Raw genomic sequence first — 22,222 nt, 5'->3', positions numbered from 1 at the left:
AAATCATTAAATAGTTATTCGTTTCGGTAGTCAGTTGGTAATATTCCAAAGGATTTTTTAAAACATTTCGAAAAATAGGGAGGGGTGGCAAAACCTGTTTTATAAGCAATTTCTGAGATTGACAGATCGCTTTGCTTTATTAAAGCGGCGGCAGTTTTTAAACGGATTGAGCGAATAAATTCAGTAGTAGATTTATTAGTTAAAGCTTTCAGTTTTATATGCAAGCTACTTCGGCTCATTCTCATTTCGGTTACAAAATCATCTACGCTAAATTCACTTTCAGCTAAATGGTCTTCAACAATTTGTATGGCTTTATTCAGAAAACGATCGTCGGCCGAAGAACTAGAAATTTCACTAGGGGCAATGTTTATTTCATTTCCAAATCGTTCTCTTAGTTTTTTACGAGATTCTAATAAATTTACAATTTGAATTTCAAGAAGTCTCATGTCGAATGGCTTCTCCATATAGGCGTCTGCTCCTGTTTTCAATCCTTCAATTTTATATTCGGAAGAAGTTCTAGCTGTCAATAAAATAATAGGTATATGGCTTATTCGTATATCTGTTTTTAAATCACGACACATTTCAACCCCATTTTTATTTGGCATCATTACATCACTTATTACAAGATCAGGATTAACTTTTAGACATTCCTTTATCCCTTCAATACCATCTTTAGCTTCATAAACACTATAATAATTCTCTAAATTTTCTTTTAAATAATCACGAAGATCATCATTATCTTCAACTAATAATATTTTAATTGGTTTTTTATGATTTTTAAAAATATAACGGTCTTGAATTGAATTTTCGCCATCTAATACATCTAAATTATATTCATCTAAATAATTAAATTCTTCCTCTACAGGATACGCATTATCTTGAGACAAAAGGTGGTCAGTTGCGGTAAAGTGTTCTCTGCCTAACCTCAAACTCACAGTAAAACAGCTTCCTTTGCCAATACTGCTTTCAACTCTGATACTCCCTTTATGTAATTCTACCAATTTTTCTGTAAGTGACAAACCTATTCCTGTACCAATTTGATCCTGATCTACCTGATAAAATTCCTCAAAAACTCTTTTAACGTTCTCCTCTGAAATTCCTTTCCCATTGTCTTCAACACTGATTTCAACAAATTCGTTTCCATCTTCTGTGTTTTTTAAATTAATATCAACAGCAATATTGCCATAGTTTTGCGTGAACTTAAAAGCATTAGACAATAAATTATTTAAAATTATATCGTATTTTTCTAAATCAAAATAAACATAAATACTGTCAATTGAACTGTTAACAGTAAAATTAATTGAGCAATTTTCAGCCTTGCCTATATAGCAATCTGTTATTTTTTTAGTAGTTGCAACTAGGTCATACTTCGCTACGTTTATAGTCAGCTTCCCACTTCCCACTTTTCTAAAATCCATTAACTGATTAATAAGACGCAAAAGCCTTTTTGTATTTGCTTCCATTAACTTAAATTGCTTTTGCAGTTTAGGATTATTAATATTACTCTGTATAAGTTTATCAAGTGGACCCAGAATTAAGGTTAATGGGGTTCGAAATTCGTGTGAAATATTTGTGAAAAATTGAAGTTTAGCTAAATACAATTGTTTATTATTTTCTTTTTCAATTTGCTCAAGAATCAAATTGTTCTTTAAATTAACGTGTTCAGATAAAAAATGATAAAATGCTTTAAAAAGGAGCATAATAACCACTACATAAGCAAAATAGGCATAAAATGTTTTCCACCAGGGTGGGAGCACGGTAATTTTTATTGAAGCGCCTTTGTTATTCCAATAGCCGTCTGAATTTGAAGCTTTTACCCTGAAAACATAATCTCCTGCTGGCAAACTGGTGTAAGTGGCATCTCGTCGATTACCAATATAATTCCAATCTTTATCAAAACCTTCTAATAAATAAGCATATTGATTTTTTTCAGGCGAAGAATGGTTTAATGCTACAAAACCAAAGGTTATTACGGATTGATCATTACTCAATGTTAATTCTTCAGTTTGGGAGATATCCTTTGTGAGCGGTGAATCTTTTGATCCAATAGAAACGGGTTTATTAAATAGATTGAAATCTGTGATAACTACCTTAGGAATACTTGTATTATCAAAAATCTTGTCAGGGTGAAAAATATTAAAGCCATTTCGGCCACCAAACATCAATTCACCTTCTTTTGTTTTAAAAGCTACATAGCGCTCAAACTCATTTCCTTGCAAACCATCATTAACATAATAATTCTTGATTTTTTTATTTTTAGAATTCAATTTAGAAAGTCCATTCGTTGTGCTTGCCCATATATTATCGTTGTCATCAATCAAAATAGCCAAAACCTGATTGTTTGCAAGTCCTTGTTTGATGGTATAGGTTATATAGTTTTTTGAATTTGCTTTTTTACAAATTAGGCCATTATTTGTACCGACCCATAAATTCCCTTGACTATCTTTTTTGAGCGTATTAATTTCATTACTACCAACATCAAACTTTTTAAATTGCTTGGTGTTCGTATTAAAAAGATACAAGCCTTTTTCATAGGTTCCAATCCAAAGATGATCTTCATTTTCATCAATAACACACTTAACATTAGCTAATCCTTTTATGTTTTTAAAAGTATTATTTTGAGGTAAAAATTCGTAAAACAACCCTCCATAATCAACCCATATTCTTTTTTTAAGATCTTTATGGATGGTATAAACCATATTATAAAGTAAATTACTTTTATTGTATAAAATATTAGAAAACCGACCAGACTCGACATCAAATATATCAATCCCTTTTTTTAGTGTACCTATCATTAGATGCGTAGGGTCTATTTCTTCTATGCAAAAAACGTAATCATCACTTAAGCTTCCAGCACTGCTTTCGTTTGGTTTATAATGATTAAAAGTGCCCGAATTACGGTTAAACTTACTTAATCCTCCATCTTCTTTTGTTCCTATCCAAATGTTCCCTCTTGAATCTTGAAACATAGCCCTTATATTGTTGTTAAAAAGGCCATCGTTTTTGAAATTAATTTGGTAGTGTTCAAATTTCTTTCGGTGTCTGTCTATAAAATTAACCCCGCTATTATAAGTTCCTATCCAAATATTATTCTGACTGTCTTTTAATATTGTTGTAAGTGCTTTTCCACTTAAGCTATTTGAATTATGAATATCTGGTTTTGAGTGATCTATTTTATTGTTTTTTTTATCGAAGCGTACTAAACCTCCTTCAATGTTTGCAATTAAAAAAACCTGGTCACCATCTTCAACCATATCAATCACTCGATTGTTTATTAAATATCCATTTTCTTGTTTAAAAAAAATGGGGGCGTCTTTGAGGTTACTATTTTTAACAAAACAAATACCTTTTGAATAGGTACATATCCAAAGGTTCGAATTTTTATCTATAAATAATTTTGTTATAAGCCCTAAATCTTCATTTTTATAAACAGCAGTATACTTTCCTGTCGTTAAATTTAATTGCCAAACTCCTTGCTGCGTGCCTAATAGTACTTTGCCCTTTTCAATTACGTTTATGGAAATTATTTTACTATATCTTCCATTGCTATCCTTAGGAAGATCATACTTTTTAAAATCAGTCATGGATTCGTTTAAAACAGCAAACGAATCCCCTCCCACATACAGTTTTTTATCTGCACTAAAATACAAGGCCCTGACATCTCCAGTGTTTAATTTTTCGCCTAAAATATTTTGTAGATTTAGTCGTTTAAAACTCTGGAAGTTTTTATCAAATAATTCCAATCCTTTTTCAGTGCCAACCAAAATATTTTTTGTTTTGGGATCAAGTGACATACATCTAGCCTCTACATTGAATTTCTTAATTGAGCTACCATTGAAAAGATTTATGCCGTCTCCAGTACCAAACCAAATAAAACCGTCTTTGTCTTCCAAAATGGTAATTATTCTATTGGATGACAGACCATTAGAAGTGGTCAAATGTTTAAAAAACAAAGCATCCTTTTGAGCACTTATTTTTTGCCAACTTAACAGTGTTAATAAATAGAATAGTATGCTTATTATTTTTATCATAATTTATAAGAGAAATGTAATTTATTTTTCACTTTGAAAAATAACTTCTTTTAATCTTTAATAATTTTTATTGTATTTTGATCTTTATTTTTTTCAATTAAAACTATTTCACCACTAATAATTTGGTCATTAACAATAAAAAAATGATCTGCTGGTACGGGTGAATTGTGTAGAACAAAAATGGTATACATTTTATCATCTACAACTATATTTAAAGCTTCTGCAACTTCATCGGAGAGTAACTTATTACTACGATTATAAACTGGTGTTTTTTCATATTTAAGATTGGTTTCGTCTGGAAAGTACAATAACGTAATAAACGAAGTAAATCCTTTTGCTGCACTAAATACCTCTGCTCTTTTGCTTTCTATTTTTGAATTATACTCTGGCGACCACCATGAATCTGTTAACTTAATTTCTGCTTTTTTGACAGGTTGGATTATTAAATTATTCTTTGCATAAGTAGTTGTTAAAGTCCCGCTTTTTATCTGAATACTATCATTGGGGAAATTAAAATATTGTGAAAACTTATGCTCACCATTAGCGCTAAAGCTATCGAATAAAACCCAAATATTTGGTTTAATGAATAATAATCTTCGTTTTATTGAAACAGGGTCTATCAATCTTTTGTAAGCAGTATTTTCAGCTTCGGCATAATCAAATGACGATTCTATTTTTGTAAATATACCCTGAGAACGTGCTTCAAATGAATTCGACCAGGAATCGCTATAGATGCTGTTAGTTAGATCGTCAACGCCCAATGTATTGTGACTTTTATTATTTTTAAAAAATTCGCGCCATCGGTTCTCAACATATGTATATCGGCCTCCATCAACTAAATAATCTTTACCGTTTGCAAACAGGGTGAAATGCAATAAATTATCATGACCATGACCGCATCCAAGCTTTTTAAGGTGGAAGCCAGTATAAGTTGAATTTTCTTTCCAGGAACTTCGCATATAAAAATCGCCCGAACTTTGTTGATATGTCGATAAAAAATCAGGTTGTTGACCTGCCAAATTCTCATAAATGATACTATTTTCCTTTCCCATTATGAAAAAATTTTCATAATCCACAGTTTTAAAAGCTCTTGATTTTAAGATCGAATCATTGAATAAAAAGGAGGATAATGTGAGAAAACTTCTTAAGTCATTGTCATCACTATCTCCTAAAAGGGGTTCATGATAATTGGGTTTTTGCCATTGAACATTAGCAAGGGCCATCTGTTTAGTTTTTTGGACAACAATTTCTGGAAGTACAATATGGTTACGTTGCGCTAATAAATTCACATTCATAAAACAATGAAATACCTCGTTATGATACATCGGGGATTGTTCCCAATGAGTTCCATCTTCTAGAATTTGAAGCTGAATGCAGGTGCTTAAATTATTTAAAGCGTCTGTCTCCCATTTTTTATTCTCTTTAAATTCTGTTAAAAATTGAGAAACATTAAATAACCCTTGAAATTCTATAACACCCCAATTACTGGTTTTAGAAAAATTACTAAAAGAATTATTAATATACTGCGCATGCTGATAAAGGGAGTTTAAAAATTTAGAAAGAAACTCGGGAGTAATGTATTTTGAATTTTTGAAATATTCAAAAGATTTTATCCAATTTTCACAGCGAATACCAGCTTCTATACGTCTCCATGAATACTTTTTTAGAGCATCTTCTAACGGGTTATTATCAATCCAATGAGTTGCCTGATTTACAAATTCTTTGGCATATTTTTCATCAGCAGTTAGCAAATAAGCTTTTCCTAAATCGACCCAAAATTTGTGCCTATTTAACATATAACACCACTCTATATCACCGTCAGGGATTGTTTTCCAATCTATTGCTCCTGTAAACTGATATGGAATCGTGGATTTTTCCAAATCCCATTCATCACGGAATAAAAAATTATGATTTAAAACTTTATTTGCATTTTTTAAAGTTTTATCAACTTCGTCAGGATAATTACTTTTAATATACTCTAAATCCGATTTAGAAACTTTTAAATATAAATTTTCTTTCTGCCTATATAATCCTAAAAGTAACCGTAAAGCATTTTTATCATTACCTGAATTATGATTTTTTTTTACGGACTCTAATTGAGGTAAATTGAAATTAAGTTGGTCAATAATAGCAGCGCTTTGTGCTATTATTGTGTTATTAAAAATGATTAGAAAAAAAAACAGCTTAAATTTATTCATTATTAAATATTTAGTAAATTGATACATCCTCAAACTAATTTAAACTTTAGTTGTGAGAGTATTTAATTAATTCAAAAGTAAAAAAAAAACACACTTATTGTTAATTTAAATTTTACTACTCTTTTCTTAGGTTTTTAATGGCAATAATTCTTTAATTTTTCTCTAAACAACATTTCATTAACATCACTACCATCCGAAAGTCTAAAATAAAAAGTGCCTGAGATTCCCTTATTTTTGTTTTGCGAAAAATAAAATAATTTTATGGGACTCTTCAGGCGAAACAAAAATATTAAAAAACCGGTTATCCGACAAATTATTGACCTTGTTCCTCGATGGATGATTGAATCTTGTGCAAAAAAACATAAATCCGACAAGGGATGTAGTAAATACAAGGCATACGACCAATTTGTTGCTTTAACTGTACCAAACTTCTTTTTTCAAATCTAGTCCACCACCCATTTCATCCTGAACCACTCGATCAATTATATGCAACCCTTTTTGAGCCATTGCTTCAAAAGTATCAATGCCATTATTAGGAAATCCGATTCGAGTTCTGTGTATATTAAATTTATTTGAAAACTTGCGGTTAAAGGCTTTTTCGACACCTTCTTTACCAATGATAAATCCTAACATTCCTCCCCAAGTTGCTGTTGGATTGTCTGAATCCCAACCAGAAAGGGTTCCGATTTTTATAGTTTCGACCAAGTTGCCTTCGCCGTAGAAAAGACTAATCAAGCTTGATGCAAAATTAATGCCTGATGCGAAACAGCCATTACAATATCTTTTTTTTTGAGGTCATATTATAACCATCTGCTTGTTCTACCTGGTATCTTTGATAGGCCTCGTCTCTGGTTTGTTCCCAGGGAATGTTTGCCAAATACCTACTTTTTACAAAATCATACATTTTTGCAGGATAGGAATCATTCGGAAGCCCTTTTCTTGATTGGTCTGCCATCCAAATAATATTCTCTTTATCTGACTTTTTTACATCAATAGCCGAAGCCAAAGCATACATGGTTACATAAAAGTCTGAAATAAGTTCAGATTCTTCTCGAGCAGTCGTCTGAATGGGCAGCTTAGCCATTTTCAGGGCAATATCGGGCCTAGTTGGAGCAAAAAGACCAAATATTTCGGTGGTCAACTGCGAATCAATCATTTCAAATTCCAGATTATTTTTTGGGTCACCAGTTGCAGGGGGTATCATTCCCTCATTCATCAATTCGAAAGCTTTTTGATTGGAAACCCATAAATAATTTTCTTCCTCTTTTTTGATGTGTTTTAGCCATCCTTCCCGAATATCTTCTCCTGTAAGGATTGATTTATTTTTTTCAAAAAGCAGTTCTTGATAAATGTATTCAATGTCGGTATCGTCATCGGAACCCCAAATGCCATTAGGATTTTCAAATACAAAATCTATATTTTTTGATAAATTGCTGGGAACTCCTTGTCCCCAAATGCTAGGTTGGTCTGGTTTTCCCCAATCGGTTCGAGTATAAAAGGCACCTGTTTTTATGTCGCCAATGTCGCCAATTTTATCCATTTCGGTTACTAAGCCAGTCCAGTTGGCAATACATTGTCCAAGCCAAAAGCCGTAGAGTTTATCTTTGTATTCTTGTCTTGAAATAATTCTGTCCGTTGACTTTGGTTTGTATTTGGTATTGTGAATGGACACTTTGTTTGTATTCGTATTCTGACCTATAACAAAGGTATAAGTACAAGAAAAATAGGCTATTGCTATAATTACTTTTGGAAAACTATAATTCATATTCCTTTGAATTTAAATCGGTTCAATAAAGATAATTATAAAAAAACTCCCAAAGAAAAGCCAGTGAGAGTTTTTCGTTACTAATCAAAACAAAAACTAATTGCTAACCCATAATTACTACAATTTCATGGGTTTTGTTTTCCTCTAATATTGGAACAATATTCGAATGTATGGTTGTACCGTTTACTATTATTTTTTCAACTCCTTTACTAATGTGTTTAGGGTTTACTACTTCAATATTGTATGTTGCGCCTCTGAATTTCCTCGTCATTTTAAAACCGTCCCATTTCTCTGGAATACAAGGATTTATTGTAAGTCCGTTGTAATCTGGTTTTACGCCTAAAATGTATTGGGTTATGGCATAAAAGTTCCAAGAAGCAGTTCCTGAAAGCCATGAATTTTTTGCCTCGCCCGGTTTAAAGGCTTCTTTCCCAGCAATCATCTGACAATATACATAAGGTTCTACTTTGTGCAATTCAGAAATTTCTTCTAAAAAGCTAGGAGCAATTTTTGTATAATAATCATAAGCTGCATCGCCGCGGCCTATCATTGTTTCTCCAATCATTATCCAAGGATTGTTATGACAAAAGATGCCGCCGTTTTCTTTATAACCCGCCGGATAGGTTGATATCTCCCCATATTCGATGTAGTATTTTGTAAAGGCGGGACTATTCAAAACAATTCCGTATTCACAATCCAAATGTTCTTTTACTGAATTTAATGATTTTTCGACCAAACCTTCTTCTTTGCCAATTTCAGCCATAGAACACCAACCTTGTGATTCTATAAAAATCTTTCCTTCTTCATTTTCGTTTGAACCAATTTTTTTGCCATAATAATCATAAGCTCTCAAATACCAATCGCCATCCCAACCGTGATTTTTCACAGCTTCAATCATATTATTTACATGATTTTCGGCTACAGAGGCTTCATTTTCTTTTCCTATTTGACGGCATAGTTTCACAAATTCTTTTCCATAAACTACAAATAAGCCTGCAATCATAAGCGACTCAGCAGTTTCGCCTTTTTTGTTTCCTGTGGTTTGAAAAGATTCGTTTGGGTCATTAGAAAAACAATTCAAGTTCAAACAGTCATTCCAATCGGCTCTTCCTATTAATGGTAATTGATGTGGCCCTAAATTATTTACTACGTGATAAAAAGATACTTTTAAATGTTCAAAATGGCTTTTTGCTTTTGATACATCATTATCAAAAGGAACCATTTCATCAAGCAAAGTAAAATCTCCTGTTTCTTTGATGTATTCGGTTGTTGAAAGAATCAACCACAGGGGATCGTCATTGAAATCGCCCCCTATGGCGGCATTTCCTATTTTGGTTAAGGGTTGGTATTGATGGTAACATGAACCGTCTTCGAATTGAGTCGAAGCAATATCAATGATTCTCTCTCTCGCTCTTTCTGGTATTTGATGCACAAAACCAATTAAATCTTGATTAGAATCTCTAAAGCCCATTCCGCGGCCAATTCCTGATTCGAAAAATGAGGCAGAACGCGACATATTAAAGGTCACCATACATTGGTATTGGTTCCAAATATTGACCATCCGGTCTAGTTTATCATCTCCCGATTGGATATTGATTTTGCCCAATAAGTTGTCCCAATAGGTTCTTAATTCATTAAATGCTGCTTCCACTTTTTGGACAGTATTGAGTTTTTCAATCATTGCCTTTGCAGGTTTTTTATTGATGATTGATTTGCTTTCCCATTTATCATCTGCGGCAACTTCAACATAACCCAACATAAAGATATAGTCTTTGCTTTCACCGGGTTTTAATTCTAGTTCAATATAATGCGAAGCAATAGGAGACCAGCCGTGAGCTACGGTGTTTTTAGGTTTACCATCAGTGACCACTTCTGGAGCATCAAACCCATTATATAAGCCTAAAAATGATTCCCTATCTGTGTCAAAACCTTTTATGTCTTCGTTTACTGAAAAAAAAGAGTAATGGTTTCGGCGTTCTTTGAATTCTGTTTTGTGATAAATTACGGAATCTTCAATTTCTACTTCGCCGGTACTGAAATTTCGTTGAAAATTAGTCATATCGTCTTCCGCATTCCAAAGAGCCCATTCAATGAATGAAAACAATTTCAGCTTTTTAGTTTCTGTAGCATTATCGGTAAGGCTAACTTTTTGGATTTCGCCCCAAAAACCTAGTGGAATAAACTGTAATACTTCAGCTTGAACTCCATTTTTAGAGCTTTTGAATTTGGTATAGCTCATTCCGTGACGGCATTCATAACTATCTAAGTCCGTTTTTACGGGTTTCCATCCAGGAGACCAAACCGTATCGCCCTCTTTTATGTAAAAATATTTTCCTCCATCATCTACGGGAACATTATTATATCTATAACGGGTTAATCTTCTGAATTTTGCATCCTTATAAAAAGTATATCCACCTCCAGTATTGGAAGTTAGGGAGAAAAAATCTTCATTTCCCAAGTAATTTATCCAAGGGTAAGGTGTTTTTGGGTTTGTGATTACATATTCTCTTGAATCATCATCAAAATGTCCGTATTTCATTTTATAGTTTTTAATAACAACTTTTTTGATGAGTTGTTTAAATAGTTTAATTGTAAAAAAATCGCAGTTTCAAACTGATTTTTTTGTTAATTTATTAAATTTAATGAGATATAATTAACATTTTCAAAATTAACTAATGGGTTAAAAAATTCTATATACTATTTTGTCTATTTTATATTATTTTTTTACTTAAAACGATTTTTCCAAATGCTATGGTTAGTCAAAATGCGATTCCTTTTAGCGTGTTCTTTTTGGAGAGTTTTTGGAGACTCATCGGCTTAATTTTTATTATCTTAAAAAGGAAGTCTTTTTTTTGTAATTTTATCCCACAAAATTGAACTATGAGATTAGTATTTGGCTTTTTTCTTTTGATAGGGATTCTTCCTGTTTTTTCGCAAGAGAAAACAACTGACGAAGATGCTCCGAAAATAAAAGTTGATTCGCTGTATAGAGAAGATCAGTTTTATTTTAGTTTTACCCTTAATACACTTCAAAACAAGCCGGTGGGGCTTACCCAGGATAAATTTTCGGCTGGTTTTTCAACGGGATTTCTTAGAGATTTTCCGCTAAATAAAAATAGAACTATCGCCATCGCACCAGGAATTGGAATTGCCTATAATAACTATCATCAAAATTTGAAAATCACAGAATCGAACGGGACTTATGCTTATTCGATAATCGATGAGGATGTTGACTTTAATCGAAACCGATTTTCACAGTTTTTAGTAGAAATGCCTATTGAGTTGAGATGGAGAACATCAACCTTTGAAAGCCATAAATTTTGGCGAGTTTATGCTGGATTTAAAGTCGGTTATTTGGTGTATGACAGATCGATTTTTGAGGATTCGACTGGTACAATTGAGTTAAATAACAATAAAGATTTTAATAAATTTCAGTATGGCGCCTATATTTCAGCTGGATATAATTCGATAAATATATTTGCTTATTATGGTTTGAATCCATTGTTTCAAAACGCCAAAACCTCAACTGAAACTATAGACATGAACGTATTGAATGTCGGAATTATGTTTTATATTTTATAACCATATAGGCATCAAAATCATTTGCGGAATTATTCCAGAAAAAAATCCAATAACCAATTCTTTAGGAGTGTGGGCTTTCATTTCCAGTCTTGACGAAGCTACAAATCCGTTCATTAGTACAAAAAAACCTATCCAATAGATGTTTCTGTTTTGATTGTGAATGCTTAGTCCAATTATAAAAACCGTCAAGGCACTAACTGCGATCATATGTAAACTTGCTTTTGTCTTGAAAAACAACAAAATCAAGGAGACGACCGTACTTAACAAGCCTCCCAAAAAGAAAAAGTGAAATTCGGGGAAATGATCTAAAGTGATACATTTTCGAACCAACAAAATAGTTAAAAAACACTGAATGACTAGAGGAATTTTGCGCTGTGAAATATCTGCAATCATAATTGAATTGACTTTTCCCGTGGTTCGCAGTGCGAAGAAAATTAGAATTGGCAGAACGATGGTCAGTACTACAATTTGAAAAAGCGCAAAGTATTTTTCTGGATTTGTGTAATAGGAATCATTGCAAAAAAAGTAAAGCAGAGCCGCATACACCGGAATAAATATTGGGTGAAATAGATAGGAAAAAAAAGGAAGTAGTTTTTTCAATGGTACTATATGTATTTTTTTTATCATTTCACGCAGGAGACTCGAACGAAGTGAACAGCTGAAACAAATCATATTACGTGAGCAACAAATGGGATTTCTCGTTCTTTTGTATTAAAAACACAATAAAAAACCACCCCGTCCTGCGGACACCCCTCCAAAGGATGGGGAGTATTGTCGTTTAAATGTCATTTTATATCGCCTTTTTTAAATGAAAATTATACCTCGGAAAATAAGTTCTAAAATCTGCAGCTTTCTCCCCCTTCGGGGGTTGGGGGGCTTTACATTTTTTTTCTCATTCGCGCCACAGGAATATCCAGTTGTTCCCTGTATTTAGCAATGGTTCTTCGGGCGATTGGATAGCCTTTTTCTTTTAGAATTTCGGCCAATTGATCGTCGGGAAGAGGTTTGTGTTTGTCTTCTTCTTCGATGGTATTTTGTAGAATTTTCTTGATTTCGAGGGTCGAAACATCTTCGCCTTGATCGTTTTTCATCGCTTCGGAGAAAAATTCTTTTATCAGCTTAGTTCCGTATGGAGTTTCTACATATTTGCTATTGGCAACACGAGAAATGGTCGAAATATCCAAGCCAACCATATCGGCAATATCTTTTAGAATCATCGGTTTGAGCTTGGTTTCATCACCATCAAGAAAATAGTCTTGTTGGTAATGCATAATCGCGTTCATCGTTACATAAAGCGTTTCCTGACGTTGTTTGATGGCATCGATAAACCACTTGGCCGAATCCAATTTTTGTTTGATAAACTGCACCGCATCCTTCTGTGCATTCGATTTGTCGCGCGAACTTTTATAGGTTTGCATCATTTCCTGATAATCTTTGGAAACGTGGAGGGAAGGGGCATTTCTTCCGTTTAAGGTCAAAACCAATTCGTCATCTACAATACGAATGGCAAAATCGGGAACAATATGTTCGGTAATTTTGTTGTTGCCTGTGAATGAGCCTCCTGGTTTTGGGTTCAGTTTTTCTATTTCGTGAATGGCAGTTTTGAGTTGCTCGTTCGAAACGGAGTATTTTTGCAGGAGTTTATCGTAATGTTTTTTGGTAAAGGCATCAAACTGGTTTTCGATAATATCGATTGCCAAAGCCACATATTCAGTAGGTGTTTTGTGTTTCAGTTGCAATAGCAAGCATTCCTGTAAATCACGAGCGCCAACCCCCGAAGGCTCCAATTCGTGAATAATGTGAAGCATCCTTTCGACGGTTTTTTCATCGGTGTACAGTCCTTGAGTAAATGCCATATCATCAACCAGATCGGCAATGCTTCTGCGAATATACCCCATATCATCAATGCTTCCGACCAAGAATTCCGCTATTTCTCGCTCGTCGTCATCCAATATAAAAGTATTCAACTGATTGATCAAATCTTGGTGAAAACTTATTGGCGCAACTAGTGGAGACTCACGTTCCTCGTCGTCATCACTATAGTTGTTGGTTTGGGTTTTGTAATCTGGGGTTTCGTCGCTGCTCAGATATTCGTCAATATTGATGTCGCTCGTGTCTTCGCCGTCGTTATCATCATAGTCGTCGAATTCGTCGTTTAAATCATCATTGTCGAATTCGTCTTTTTCATAAATTTCTTCGTCGTCACTTCCTGATTCTAAGGCAGGATTCTCGTTCATTTCCTCCAACAAACGTTGTTCGAATGCTTGCGTAGGCAATTGAATTAACTTCATCAACTGGATTTGTTGAGGAGATAACTTCTGGGAGAGTTTAAGATTTAGAAATTGTTTAAGCATTTTTTATTTGTTTAAAGGTTTAAGAGTTTAAAAGTTTAAAGTTGTTCTGATTTAAACAACATTAAACTTTTTTAAACAACATTAAACTTTTTTTAAAATTCTGCATTCATCGGTGTTCTCGGGAAAGCAATGACGTCGCGAATGTTTGACATTCCAGTTACAAAAAGCACCAATCTTTCGAATCCAAGTCCAAAGCCTGAGTGTACTGCGCTTCCGAATTTTCGGGTGTCTAAATACCACCACAATTCTTCTTCGTCGATGCCTAAAGCTTTCATTTTTTCGACCAAAACGTCAAAACGTTCTTCTCTTTGTGAACCACCGACAATTTCTCCGATTCCCGGAAAAAGGATATCCATTGCACGAACGGTTTTTCCGTCTTCGTTCAAGCGCATATAAAACGCTTTGATATTGGCAGGATAATCAAATAAAATTACTGGTGATTTAAAGTGTTTCTCTACTAAATAACGCTCGTGTTCCGATTGTAAATCAGCTCCCCATTCGTTGATAAGGTATTGAAATTTTTTCTTTTTGTTCGGAGTACAATCTCTCAAGATGTCAATAGCCTCGGTGTAAGAAACACGTTTGAAATTGTTTTCCAGAACAAAGTTCAATTTTTCTAACAAAGCCATTTCGCTGCGTTCCGCCTGCGGTTTCGATTTTTCTTCTTCTAATAATCTTCCTTCCAAGAATTTCAAATCATCGGCACAGTTGTCGATAGCGTATTTTATCACATATTGAATAAAATCTTCGGCCAAGTCCATATTGTCATCCAAATTATTGAAAGCTACTTCGGGTTCAATCATCCAAAATTCCGCTAAATGTCGAGAGGTATTTGAATTTTCGGCTCTAAAAGTAGGGCCAAATGTATAAATCTGACCCAGCGCCATCGCGAAAGTTTCGCCTTCCAATTGTCCAGAAACGGTTAAGTTCGTATGTTGTCCGAAGAAATCTTTTTTATAATCGATTTTTCCTTCTTCGTTTTTTGGTAAATTATCCAATGGTAAAGCAGTTACTTGAAACATTTCACCAGCACCTTCAGCATCTGCTCCAGTGATGATTGGTGTATTCACATACACAAATCCTTTTTTTTGAAAATAGTTGTGAACGGCAAAAGCCAAAACCGAACGTACGCGCATAATGGCACCAAATGCATTGGTTCTAACTCTTAAATGTGCATTTTCACGTAAGAATTCTAAGGAATGTTTTTTGGGTTGCATTGGAAATTTTTCAGGATCTGAATCGCCTAGAATTTCTAGTTTTCGAACCTGAATCTCATATTTTTGACCAGCGCCTTTGCTTTCTACTAAATCACCAGTTACGGAAACTGCGGCTCCAGTGGTGATTCTTTTCAAAGTATTTTCAGGAGTATTTTCAAAATCAACTACGCATTGAATATTATTGATGGTCGAACCATCGTTCAACGCAATGAATTGATTGTTTCTAAAAGTTCTTACCCAACCTTTTGCATTTACTTCGTGAAGTGTATTAGTGCTGTTTAGCAAGTCTTTAACTCTTGTATGTTTCATTTTTATTGTAAATATTATATGTTAGAAAGTAGATTTTTCAATTGCAGTGCAAATATAATTTATTATTGTGATTTTTAGTTCCTAATACTTCACAATGTATCTAATTTCAGCTGAGTTCAGCGAACTTTACTGGCTTCTATTTTTACTGGTGTTCAGTGCATTTCGTTTGTAACAGATAGAGGGATTTACTCCTAAAAATAAATTACCCTTTCTTCAAGGCATCAATTTCTTCATCAGTTGGTTCAATGATATCGATCATTGGTTCGATGAATTCTTGCTCGTTGGCCAATGTTTTATTCAAAGTTAAAACCAAAGCTGGTAGCAACATTAAATTGGACAGCATTCCGAACAATAAAGTTAATGAAATTAATCCGCCTAGGGCAATGGTTCCGCCAAAACTAGATAGCATAAAGACCGAAAAGCCGAAAAACAAGACAATGGAAGTATAAAACATGCTCAATCCTGCATCATCAAAAGTGGCATAAACTGATTTGCGTATTTTCCAGTTATTTTTCTTTAATTCCTGCCTGTATTGTGCTAAGAACCGAACGGTATCATCGACCGAAAGTCCAAAGGCAATCCCGAAAACCAATATGGTTGAGGGTTTCAACGGAATGTCAAAAAAGCCCATAATCCCTGCTGTTAGCAACAACGGCAATAGATTTGGGATGATAGAAACCAAAATCATTTTGAATGATCGGAACATAAAACCAATTAATAGTGCTGTCAAGAAAAAGGCAAAAATCAATGAGGAAAGCAAGTTGTCAAGCAAGTAGCCGGTTCCTTTTTGGAAAACCAATGCTTTTCCGGTAATCGAAACCTGATATTGGTTTGGAGGAAAAATTTTGTCGGCTTTTTTTCGAATTTCGGCCTCAATTTTCGGAATGGCATCGCCGTTTTCATCACGCATAAAAGTGGTAATTCGAGCAAATTGTCCTGTCGAATCGACATAGCTTTTCATCAGATTTTCTTTCGAGTCTTTGGTCGCATTTTTGGCATACGACAAAATGAAGGTTTGTTCTTGTGAAGTGGGTAGTTCGTAATACTCAGGATTTCCGTTATAATAGGCTTGTTTGGAATATTTAACCAAATTGACCACCGAAATAGGTTTTGAAAGCTCTGGAATTTCGTCAATGGCTATTTCTAACTCTTCCATTCGCTTGAGCGTTGACAGTTTCATCACGCCTTTTTTGCGTTTGGTGTCAATCATAATTTCTAATGGCATTACACCATCAAATTCTTTTTCGAAGAAAATTATGTCTTGAAAAAAAGCTTCCTTCTTGGGCATGTCTTCTATTATGCTGCCGGAAATACGCATTTTATAGATTCCAATGATGCTGATAACAAGAAGAGAAACGGCAACTACGTATATCGAAAATCGATTTTCTTTCACATTTCGTAAAATCCAGTCCATAAACGATTTTACATAACCGCGATCCAAATGCTCGATGTGGCGGTCTTTGGGCGCTGGAATATAACTATGGAAGATTGGAATGACAATGATGCACAGAAAGAACAACGCCATTATGTTGATGGAAGTGACTATCCCAAATTCTAAAAGCAATGCATTATTTGAAGCTACAAAGGTTGCAAAACCAATTGCAGTGGTCACATTGGTCATTAGGGTTGCCATGCCTACTTTGGTGGTTACTCGTTGTAAGGCTTTGACTTTGTTTCGATGGACTTTGTATTCCTGATGGTATTTATTTGTAAGGAAAATACAATTGGGAATCCCAATTACGATAATTAGTGAAGGCACTAAGGCCGTCAAAACGGTAATTTCGTAATTCAACAATCCTAAGAAACCAAAGGACCACATTACGCCAATAATCACAATAATTATTGAAATTAAGGTGGCTCTAAAACTTCTGAAAAAGAAAAAGAAGAGTAGGGAAGTTACTAGTAATGATGCGCCAATGAAGATGCTGATTTCCCCAATGATAGTTTGTGCATTGAGGGTTCTAATATAGGGCATTCCTGAAACACGCAAATCGATATTGGTTTCTTTTTCGAAGTTTTCAATAGCTGGAACTAATTTTTTGAGGATAAAATCCTTTCGTGCAGGAGTATTTACAATTTTCTTGTCTAGATAAATCGCAGATCGAATAGTTCCTGATTTTTTGTTGAAAAGCAACCCTTCGTAGAACGGCAAATCATTGAATAATTCCTTTTTTATTTTCTCTAAATAAACCTTGTCGGTAGTTTTACTTTGATCAACAAAAGGGATTAATTCGAATTTTTCGAGTGCTTCGTTTTTTTGTAGTTTTTTTAAATCGTTGATTGAGATCACTAAATCAACAGCTTCGTCGTTTTTCAGGCTATTCATTAATTTAGCCCAAGCTTTAAAAGCCTTTGGAGTGAAAAAAGTTTTATCCTTTACACCAATAACAACCAAGTTTCCTTCTTCGCCAAACTTGTTCAAAAAAGCATTATATTCTATATTGACGATGTTGTCGTCGGGAAGCATATTAGCTTCTGTTTGAGTAAAATGTATATTTTTCCATTGCGTTGCCAATAAAGCAGTTATCGCCACAATGATTGACAACATTAAAATTCTATTTCTAAGGACGATTCGGGCTATTAATTCCCAAAAACCTAAACTAAACCACTTGATCATTATCAATTTTTAAATGTGGCAAAGGTAATTAAATCAAGCCTAAGTCATTTATTTTGAAACAATCTTTTTATTTTTAAGCTGATATTTATTGAAATTTTTATTTTACAATAAAATAATTTAATCAGATGTTATTTATATATTTGGAATTCTCATCTTTGTGTATAAAAATCAACAAGATTGAAGCAATAATTTATGAAAAATCATAGAAATACCATATTTTATTTCGTTGTTACTGGCGGTTTTACCGCATTGATTTATTTGATATTGCGACAAGGGAAAAGCTTAGAGATTGGCAAAAATTATATTCGACCCGTAAAAGAAAATGGGCATTGGAATGATTTTGTAGAGTCATTGTCTCTTAATTTGCACCATCCTTTAGCCATTCTTCTGGCTCAAATAATTACTATCATTATTGTCGCTCGTTTTTGTGGATGGATTTTTAGGAAAATTGGACAGCCTTCGGTAATTGGTGAAATTATTGCTGGAATTGTTTTGGGCCCTTCCTTGCTAGGGTATTATTTTCCCGAATATTCAATTGTTTTGTTTCCGGTTGAATCACTAGGCAACTTGCAGTTTTTAAGTCAAATTGGTCTGATCCTTTTCATGTTCGTCATAGGAATGGAACTGGATTTGAAAGTCTTGAGAAACCGGGCAAAAGAAGCAGTTGTAATTAGCCACGCCAGTATTGTAATACCTTTTGCTTTAGGAATTGGCCTTGCTTATTTTGTGTATTTGAAATTTGCACCAGCCGATATTGCATTTTTACCATTTGCCTTGTTTATGGGTATTGCTATGAGTATTACTGCTTTTCCAGTTTTGGCAAGAATTGTTCAAGAACGGGGGATTCATAAAACGAAATTAGGCGCAATAGTGATCACTTGTGCTGCGGCAGATGATATAACGGCTTGGTGTATTTTAGCTGCCGTTATTGCAATAGTAAAAGCGGGAACTGTTGTGAGTTCGCTATATGTTATTGGATTAGCAATAATTTATGTTCTGGCGATGATTTTTGTAGTTAAACCTTTTTTGAAGAAAATTGGAGAATTATACGGAACAAAAGATGCTTTGAATAAACCCATTGTGGCAATTTTCTTTTTAACACTAATCATTTCGGCATACACGACTGAAATTATTGGTATTCATGCCCTTTTTGGGGCTTTTATGACAGGGGTTATTATGCCGGACATTACTAAGTTCAGAAATTTATTTATCGAAAAAGTAGAAGATGTTTCGGTGATATTATTACTTCCATTGTTTTTTGTTTATACTGGTTTGCGAACCGAAATCGGATTAATAAACGATCCTTTTTTGTGGAGAGTAACAGGTTGGATTATTCTTGTAGCCGTTATTGGTAAATTTTTAGGAAGTGCTTTGGCGGCTAAATTTGTCGGACAAAACTGGAGGGATAGTCTGACCATAGGCGCTCTGATGAATACTCGGGGCTTGATGGAATTGGTAGTTTTGAATATAGGTTTGGACTTGAAGGTGCTTTCGCCAGAAGTTTTTACAATGATGGTGATTATGGCCTTGTTTACTACCTCGATGACGGGTCCAGCATTAAATTTTATTAATTTTATTTTCAAAACGAAAGATGTTAGCCCTGTTGAAGAACTTTCTAGCAATAAAAAATACAGGATTTTGCTGTCTTTTGGTAATAACGAAAAAGGAAAATCTCTTTTGCGATTGGCCAATAGTTTGGTCAAAAAACAAAAAGACAAGTCAACGGTTACCGCAATGCACCTCACGTTGAGTGACGAGGTACACGCTTATAATTTAGAGCAATACGAAAAAGACAAATTTTCAACCATTATTGCAGAATCAATAAACTTGAAACAAGAAATATCAACTCTGTTTCAAGCTACGGTTGATATTGAGTCCAATATTGCCGAAGTGGCCAATAATGGACAATATGATTTGCTTTTGGTTGGACTTGGAAAATCCATTTTCGAAGGTTCTTTGCTTGGAAAAGTATTAGGCTTTACGACAAGAATCATTAATCCAGACCGTCTGATTGATAAATTTACGGGTAAAGAAGGGCTTTTCGAAAACTCTCCTTTTGACGAAAGAACTAGGCAAATCATTGCCAAGACGAAAACTCCGTTAGGGATTTTAATTGATAAAGATTTAAGAAAAGTGAATCAGGTTATTATTCCAATTTTTCGAGCAGAAGATACTTTCTTATTAGATTATGCTCAAAAAATGATTTATAATAATAATTCGCAAGTTATGGTTTTGGATGTAAATGAAAACTTAAACAACAATTTCGTCCTAAAAAGTGCATTGAATTCATTAGAGCAGAAGTATCCTCACAACGTCACTGTAATCGATAGTAAAGTTATTAAAAAAGATTTTTTAGCGAACCTAGATTTAATGATTATCAGTGTCGAAAGTTGGAAAATTCTTTTAGATAAATATAGTATTTGGCTAAGGAGAGTTCCTTCGGTATTGATTTTTAAACATTAAAAAACCGCTACAGTCAGCGGTTTTTATATAGTGAAAAGTTAGACTTTCATTATTTCAGCTTCTTTATGAACCAGATACTCGTCTATTTTTTTGATATAATTGTTGGTTAAAATTTGCACTTCCTCTTCGGCATTTTTACAAAGATCCTCAGAAGTTCCGTCCTTTTCAAGTTTTTTAATTTCAGTATTAGCTTCTTTACGAGCGTTTCGAATCCCTATTTTGGCGTCTTCGGCCTCGGATTTTGCTTGTTTTGCCAATTCACGTCTACGATCTTCCGTCAAAGGTGGAACGCTAATAATAATAACGTCGCCATTATTCATTGGGTTGAAACCAAGATTAGCAACCATAATCGCTTTTTCTATCGGATGCAGCATGTTTTTTTCAAAAGGCTGCAACGTAATGGTTCTTGCATCTGGCACACTAATTTTAGAAACTTGGGAAAGAGGTGAAGCTGATCCGTAATAATCAACAAAAACGCTTCCCAACATTGCAGGAGATGCTTTTCCGGCACGAATGTTTAAGAATGATTTTTCTAAATGTGCAATAGAACCTTCCATAGATTCTCGGGTGCTATCTAAAATAAATTCAATTTCTTCAGTCATAATTTTTATATTTAGTATTCAGTATCCAGTGTATAGTGTTCAGTTTTTACTGCAAACTGAGCGCCCAACACTGCCAACTATATATTTACTTCTGTTCCTACGTTTTGTCCTTCGCAAATTTTTAATAAATTTCCTTCTTTGTTCATATCAAAAATAACGATTGGCAGTTTGTTTTCTTGGCTCAAGGTAAATGCAGTGGTGTCCATCACATTTAGGTTTTTTTTCAAAACATCTTCGAATGAAATGTAGTTGAATTTTGTTGCTAATGGATCTTTTTCTGGGTCGGCTGTGTACACCCCGTCAACGCGAGTTCCTTTAAGAATTACATCGGCATTGATTTCTACTCCACGTAAAACTGCGGCAGTATCTGTTGTGAAATATGGGTTGCCAGTTCCTGCTCCAAAAATCACGATTCGTCCTTTTTCAAGATGACGATCTGCTCTTCTTTTTATATAGGGTTCAGCAATAGATTCCATTTTTAAAGCGGTTTGCAAACGAGTTTTCATTCCTTTGTCTTCAAGCGCTCCTTGTAAAGCCATTCCGTTTATCACGGTAGCTAGCATCCCCATGTAATCACCTTGTACGCGATCCATACCATTGCTTGCTCCAGCGACTCCTCTAAAAATATTTCCACCGCCAATTACGATGGCAATTTCAACTCCCTTTTCGTGAACTTTCTTTATTTCATCGGCATATTCGGCCAACCTTGCAGGGTCAATTCCATATTGTCTTTCGCCCATTAATGCTTCGCCACTCAATTTTAGAAGAATTCTTTTGTATTTCATTCTGTTTTTAATTTAAAACTTGGAGTCATGCTTTCGTAAGCTCAAGTCATTCTGATTGTTTGTTTAAAATTTGGAGTTAAGTATTTACAAACTCAACCATTTTTCTGTCGTGTTTTGTTATGCAAATATAGGTATAATCTGTTTTTTTAAAATAATGTTTTTAAAAAAAATAACGTAACTAATCAGTCTCAAATATAGGGATTTTATTTCATGTCAAAATGACGTGAAATAAAATTCGAATTCATGCCACATAGTCATTGGATTTATTAGGTGAATCTTTTTATATTTTGTACTTTCAT

General features: G+C 34.1%; 13 protein-coding genes and 1 pseudogene. 3 read left to right on the top strand and 11 right to left on the bottom strand.

The genetic code is table 11. The features are described 5' to 3' along the window. Window positions 1-14: 14 nt before the first annotated feature. Window positions 15-4,031 (bottom strand): two-component regulator propeller domain-containing protein, encoded by a 4,017-nt coding sequence (locus tag ACIQ1E_RS01375; protein WP_396168020.1) that lies wholly within the window; start codon window positions 4,029-4,031, stop codon window positions 15-17. A 50-nt stretch (window positions 4,032-4,081) separates the two neighbouring features. After that, window positions 4,082-6,229, bottom strand: coding sequence for an alginate lyase family protein (locus ACIQ1E_RS01370; protein WP_396168018.1), 2,148 nt, complete (start codon window positions 6,227-6,229; stop codon window positions 4,082-4,084). Between the two features lie 261 nt (window positions 6,230-6,490). On the opposite strand from ACIQ1E_RS01370, the pseudogene ACIQ1E_RS01365 reads away from it, so the two are divergent. After that, window positions 6,491-6,649, top strand: a pseudogene (locus ACIQ1E_RS01365) (DUF4372 domain-containing protein); the annotation flags it as partial. On the opposite strand, the gene ACIQ1E_RS01360 reads toward ACIQ1E_RS01365, so the two are convergent. The 3 genes from ACIQ1E_RS01360 to ACIQ1E_RS01350 all read right to left on the bottom strand — a co-directional run bounded on the left by ACIQ1E_RS01360 (window position 6,644) and on the right by ACIQ1E_RS01350 (window position 10,533). Further along, window positions 6,644-6,964 (bottom strand): ADP-ribosylglycohydrolase family protein, encoded by a 321-nt coding sequence (locus tag ACIQ1E_RS01360; protein ID WP_396168016.1) that lies wholly within the window; start codon window positions 6,962-6,964, stop codon window positions 6,644-6,646. The pseudogene ACIQ1E_RS01365 and the gene ACIQ1E_RS01360 overlap by 6 nt on opposite strands. A gap of 37 nt (window positions 6,965-7,001) precedes the next feature. Next, entirely contained in the window at window positions 7,002-7,994 is a 993-nt protein-coding gene (locus ACIQ1E_RS01355; RefSeq protein WP_396168014.1) for an ADP-ribosylglycohydrolase family protein, read from the bottom strand. A 103-nt stretch (window positions 7,995-8,097) separates the two neighbouring features. Then, window positions 8,098-10,533, bottom strand: coding sequence for a GH36-type glycosyl hydrolase domain-containing protein (locus tag ACIQ1E_RS01350; RefSeq protein ID WP_396168012.1), 2,436 nt, complete (start codon window positions 10,531-10,533; stop codon window positions 8,098-8,100). Window positions 10,534-10,874: 341 nt separating this feature from the next. On the opposite strand from ACIQ1E_RS01350, the gene ACIQ1E_RS01345 reads away from it, so the two are divergent. After that, window positions 10,875-11,576 carry a porin family protein gene (locus ACIQ1E_RS01345; RefSeq protein WP_396168010.1) on the top strand — a complete coding sequence of 234 codons (702 nt, stop codon included), beginning with the start codon at window positions 10,875-10,877 and terminating at the stop codon, window positions 11,574-11,576. Here ACIQ1E_RS01345 and ACIQ1E_RS01340 read toward each other — a convergent pair. The 4 genes from ACIQ1E_RS01340 to ACIQ1E_RS01325 form a co-directional block, all read right to left on the bottom strand. Next, the gene (locus ACIQ1E_RS01340) at window positions 11,571-12,176 is read right to left on the bottom strand and encodes a hypothetical protein (protein WP_396168008.1); all 606 of its coding nucleotides are present in this window, start codon (window positions 12,174-12,176) and stop codon (window positions 11,571-11,573) included. The two genes, ACIQ1E_RS01345 and ACIQ1E_RS01340, sit on opposite strands and share 6 nt — an antisense overlap. A 278-nt stretch (window positions 12,177-12,454) precedes the next feature. Then, a complete protein-coding gene (gene rpoN, locus ACIQ1E_RS01335; RefSeq protein ID WP_396168006.1) occupies window positions 12,455-13,930 on the bottom strand; it encodes an RNA polymerase factor sigma-54 in 1,476 nt (491 codons plus the stop codon). Window positions 13,931-14,022: 92 nt separating this feature from the next. Then, the gene (gene asnS / locus ACIQ1E_RS01330) at window positions 14,023-15,456 is read right to left on the bottom strand and encodes an asparagine--tRNA ligase (protein WP_396168004.1); all 1,434 of its coding nucleotides are present in this window, start codon (window positions 15,454-15,456) and stop codon (window positions 14,023-14,025) included. Window positions 15,457-15,658: 202 nt separating this feature from the next. Continuing rightward, window positions 15,659-18,073: an RND family transporter gene (locus tag ACIQ1E_RS01325; RefSeq protein ID WP_396168002.1), complete on the bottom strand. Its 2,415-nt coding sequence runs from the start codon at window positions 18,071-18,073 to the stop codon at window positions 15,659-15,661. A 192-nt stretch (window positions 18,074-18,265) separates the two neighbouring features. On the opposite strand from ACIQ1E_RS01325, the gene ACIQ1E_RS01320 reads away from it, so the two are divergent. After that, entirely contained in the window at window positions 18,266-20,536 is a 2,271-nt protein-coding gene (locus ACIQ1E_RS01320; protein ID WP_396168000.1) for a cation:proton antiporter, read from the top strand. 38 nt (window positions 20,537-20,574) lie between these two features. Here ACIQ1E_RS01320 and frr read toward each other — a convergent pair whose 3' ends face one another. Both frr and pyrH read right to left on the bottom strand, forming a co-directional pair. Next, the gene (frr, locus tag ACIQ1E_RS01315) at window positions 20,575-21,138 is read right to left on the bottom strand and encodes a ribosome recycling factor (protein WP_396167998.1); all 564 of its coding nucleotides are present in this window, start codon (window positions 21,136-21,138) and stop codon (window positions 20,575-20,577) included. Between the two features lie 77 nt (window positions 21,139-21,215). Continuing rightward, on the bottom strand, window positions 21,216-21,923 hold the full coding sequence (gene pyrH, locus ACIQ1E_RS01310) for a UMP kinase (protein ID WP_396167996.1): 708 nt from the start codon (window positions 21,921-21,923) through the stop codon (window positions 21,216-21,218). Window positions 21,924-22,222: the final 299 nt, after the last annotated feature.

This window comes from Flavobacterium sp. (assembly GCF_044348915.1).
Taxonomy (GTDB): domain Bacteria; phylum Bacteroidota; class Bacteroidia; order Flavobacteriales; family Flavobacteriaceae; genus Flavobacterium.
This window is presented reverse-complemented; position numbering and strand designations above follow the sequence as displayed.

Excerpts from the sequence above, each read along its gene's own strand:
- ACIQ1E_RS01375 (WP_396168020.1), bottom strand. The coding sequence starts at position 4,031 with ATGATAAAAATAATAAGCATACTATTCTATTTATTAACACTGTTAAGT.
- ACIQ1E_RS01370 (WP_396168018.1), bottom strand. The coding sequence starts at position 6,229 with ATGAATAAATTTAAGCTGTTTTTTTTTCTAATCATTTTTAATAACACA.
- ACIQ1E_RS01355 (WP_396168014.1), bottom strand. The coding sequence starts at position 7,994 with ATGAATTATAGTTTTCCAAAAGTAATTATAGCAATAGCCTATTTTTCT.
- ACIQ1E_RS01350 (WP_396168012.1), bottom strand. The coding sequence starts at position 10,533 with ATGAAATACGGACATTTTGATGATGATTCAAGAGAATATGTAATCACA.
- ACIQ1E_RS01345 (WP_396168010.1), top strand. The coding sequence starts at position 10,875 with ATGAGATTAGTATTTGGCTTTTTTCTTTTGATAGGGATTCTTCCTGTT.
- rpoN (WP_396168006.1), bottom strand. The coding sequence starts at position 13,930 with ATGCTTAAACAATTTCTAAATCTTAAACTCTCCCAGAAGTTATCTCCT.
- asnS (WP_396168004.1), bottom strand. The coding sequence starts at position 15,456 with ATGAAACATACAAGAGTTAAAGACTTGCTAAACAGCACTAATACACTT.
- ACIQ1E_RS01325 (WP_396168002.1), bottom strand. The coding sequence starts at position 18,073 with ATGATCAAGTGGTTTAGTTTAGGTTTTTGGGAATTAATAGCCCGAATC.
- ACIQ1E_RS01320 (WP_396168000.1), top strand. The coding sequence starts at position 18,266 with ATGAAAAATCATAGAAATACCATATTTTATTTCGTTGTTACTGGCGGT.
- frr (WP_396167998.1), bottom strand. The coding sequence starts at position 21,138 with ATGACTGAAGAAATTGAATTTATTTTAGATAGCACCCGAGAATCTATG.
- pyrH (WP_396167996.1), bottom strand. The coding sequence starts at position 21,923 with ATGAAATACAAAAGAATTCTTCTAAAATTGAGTGGCGAAGCATTAATG.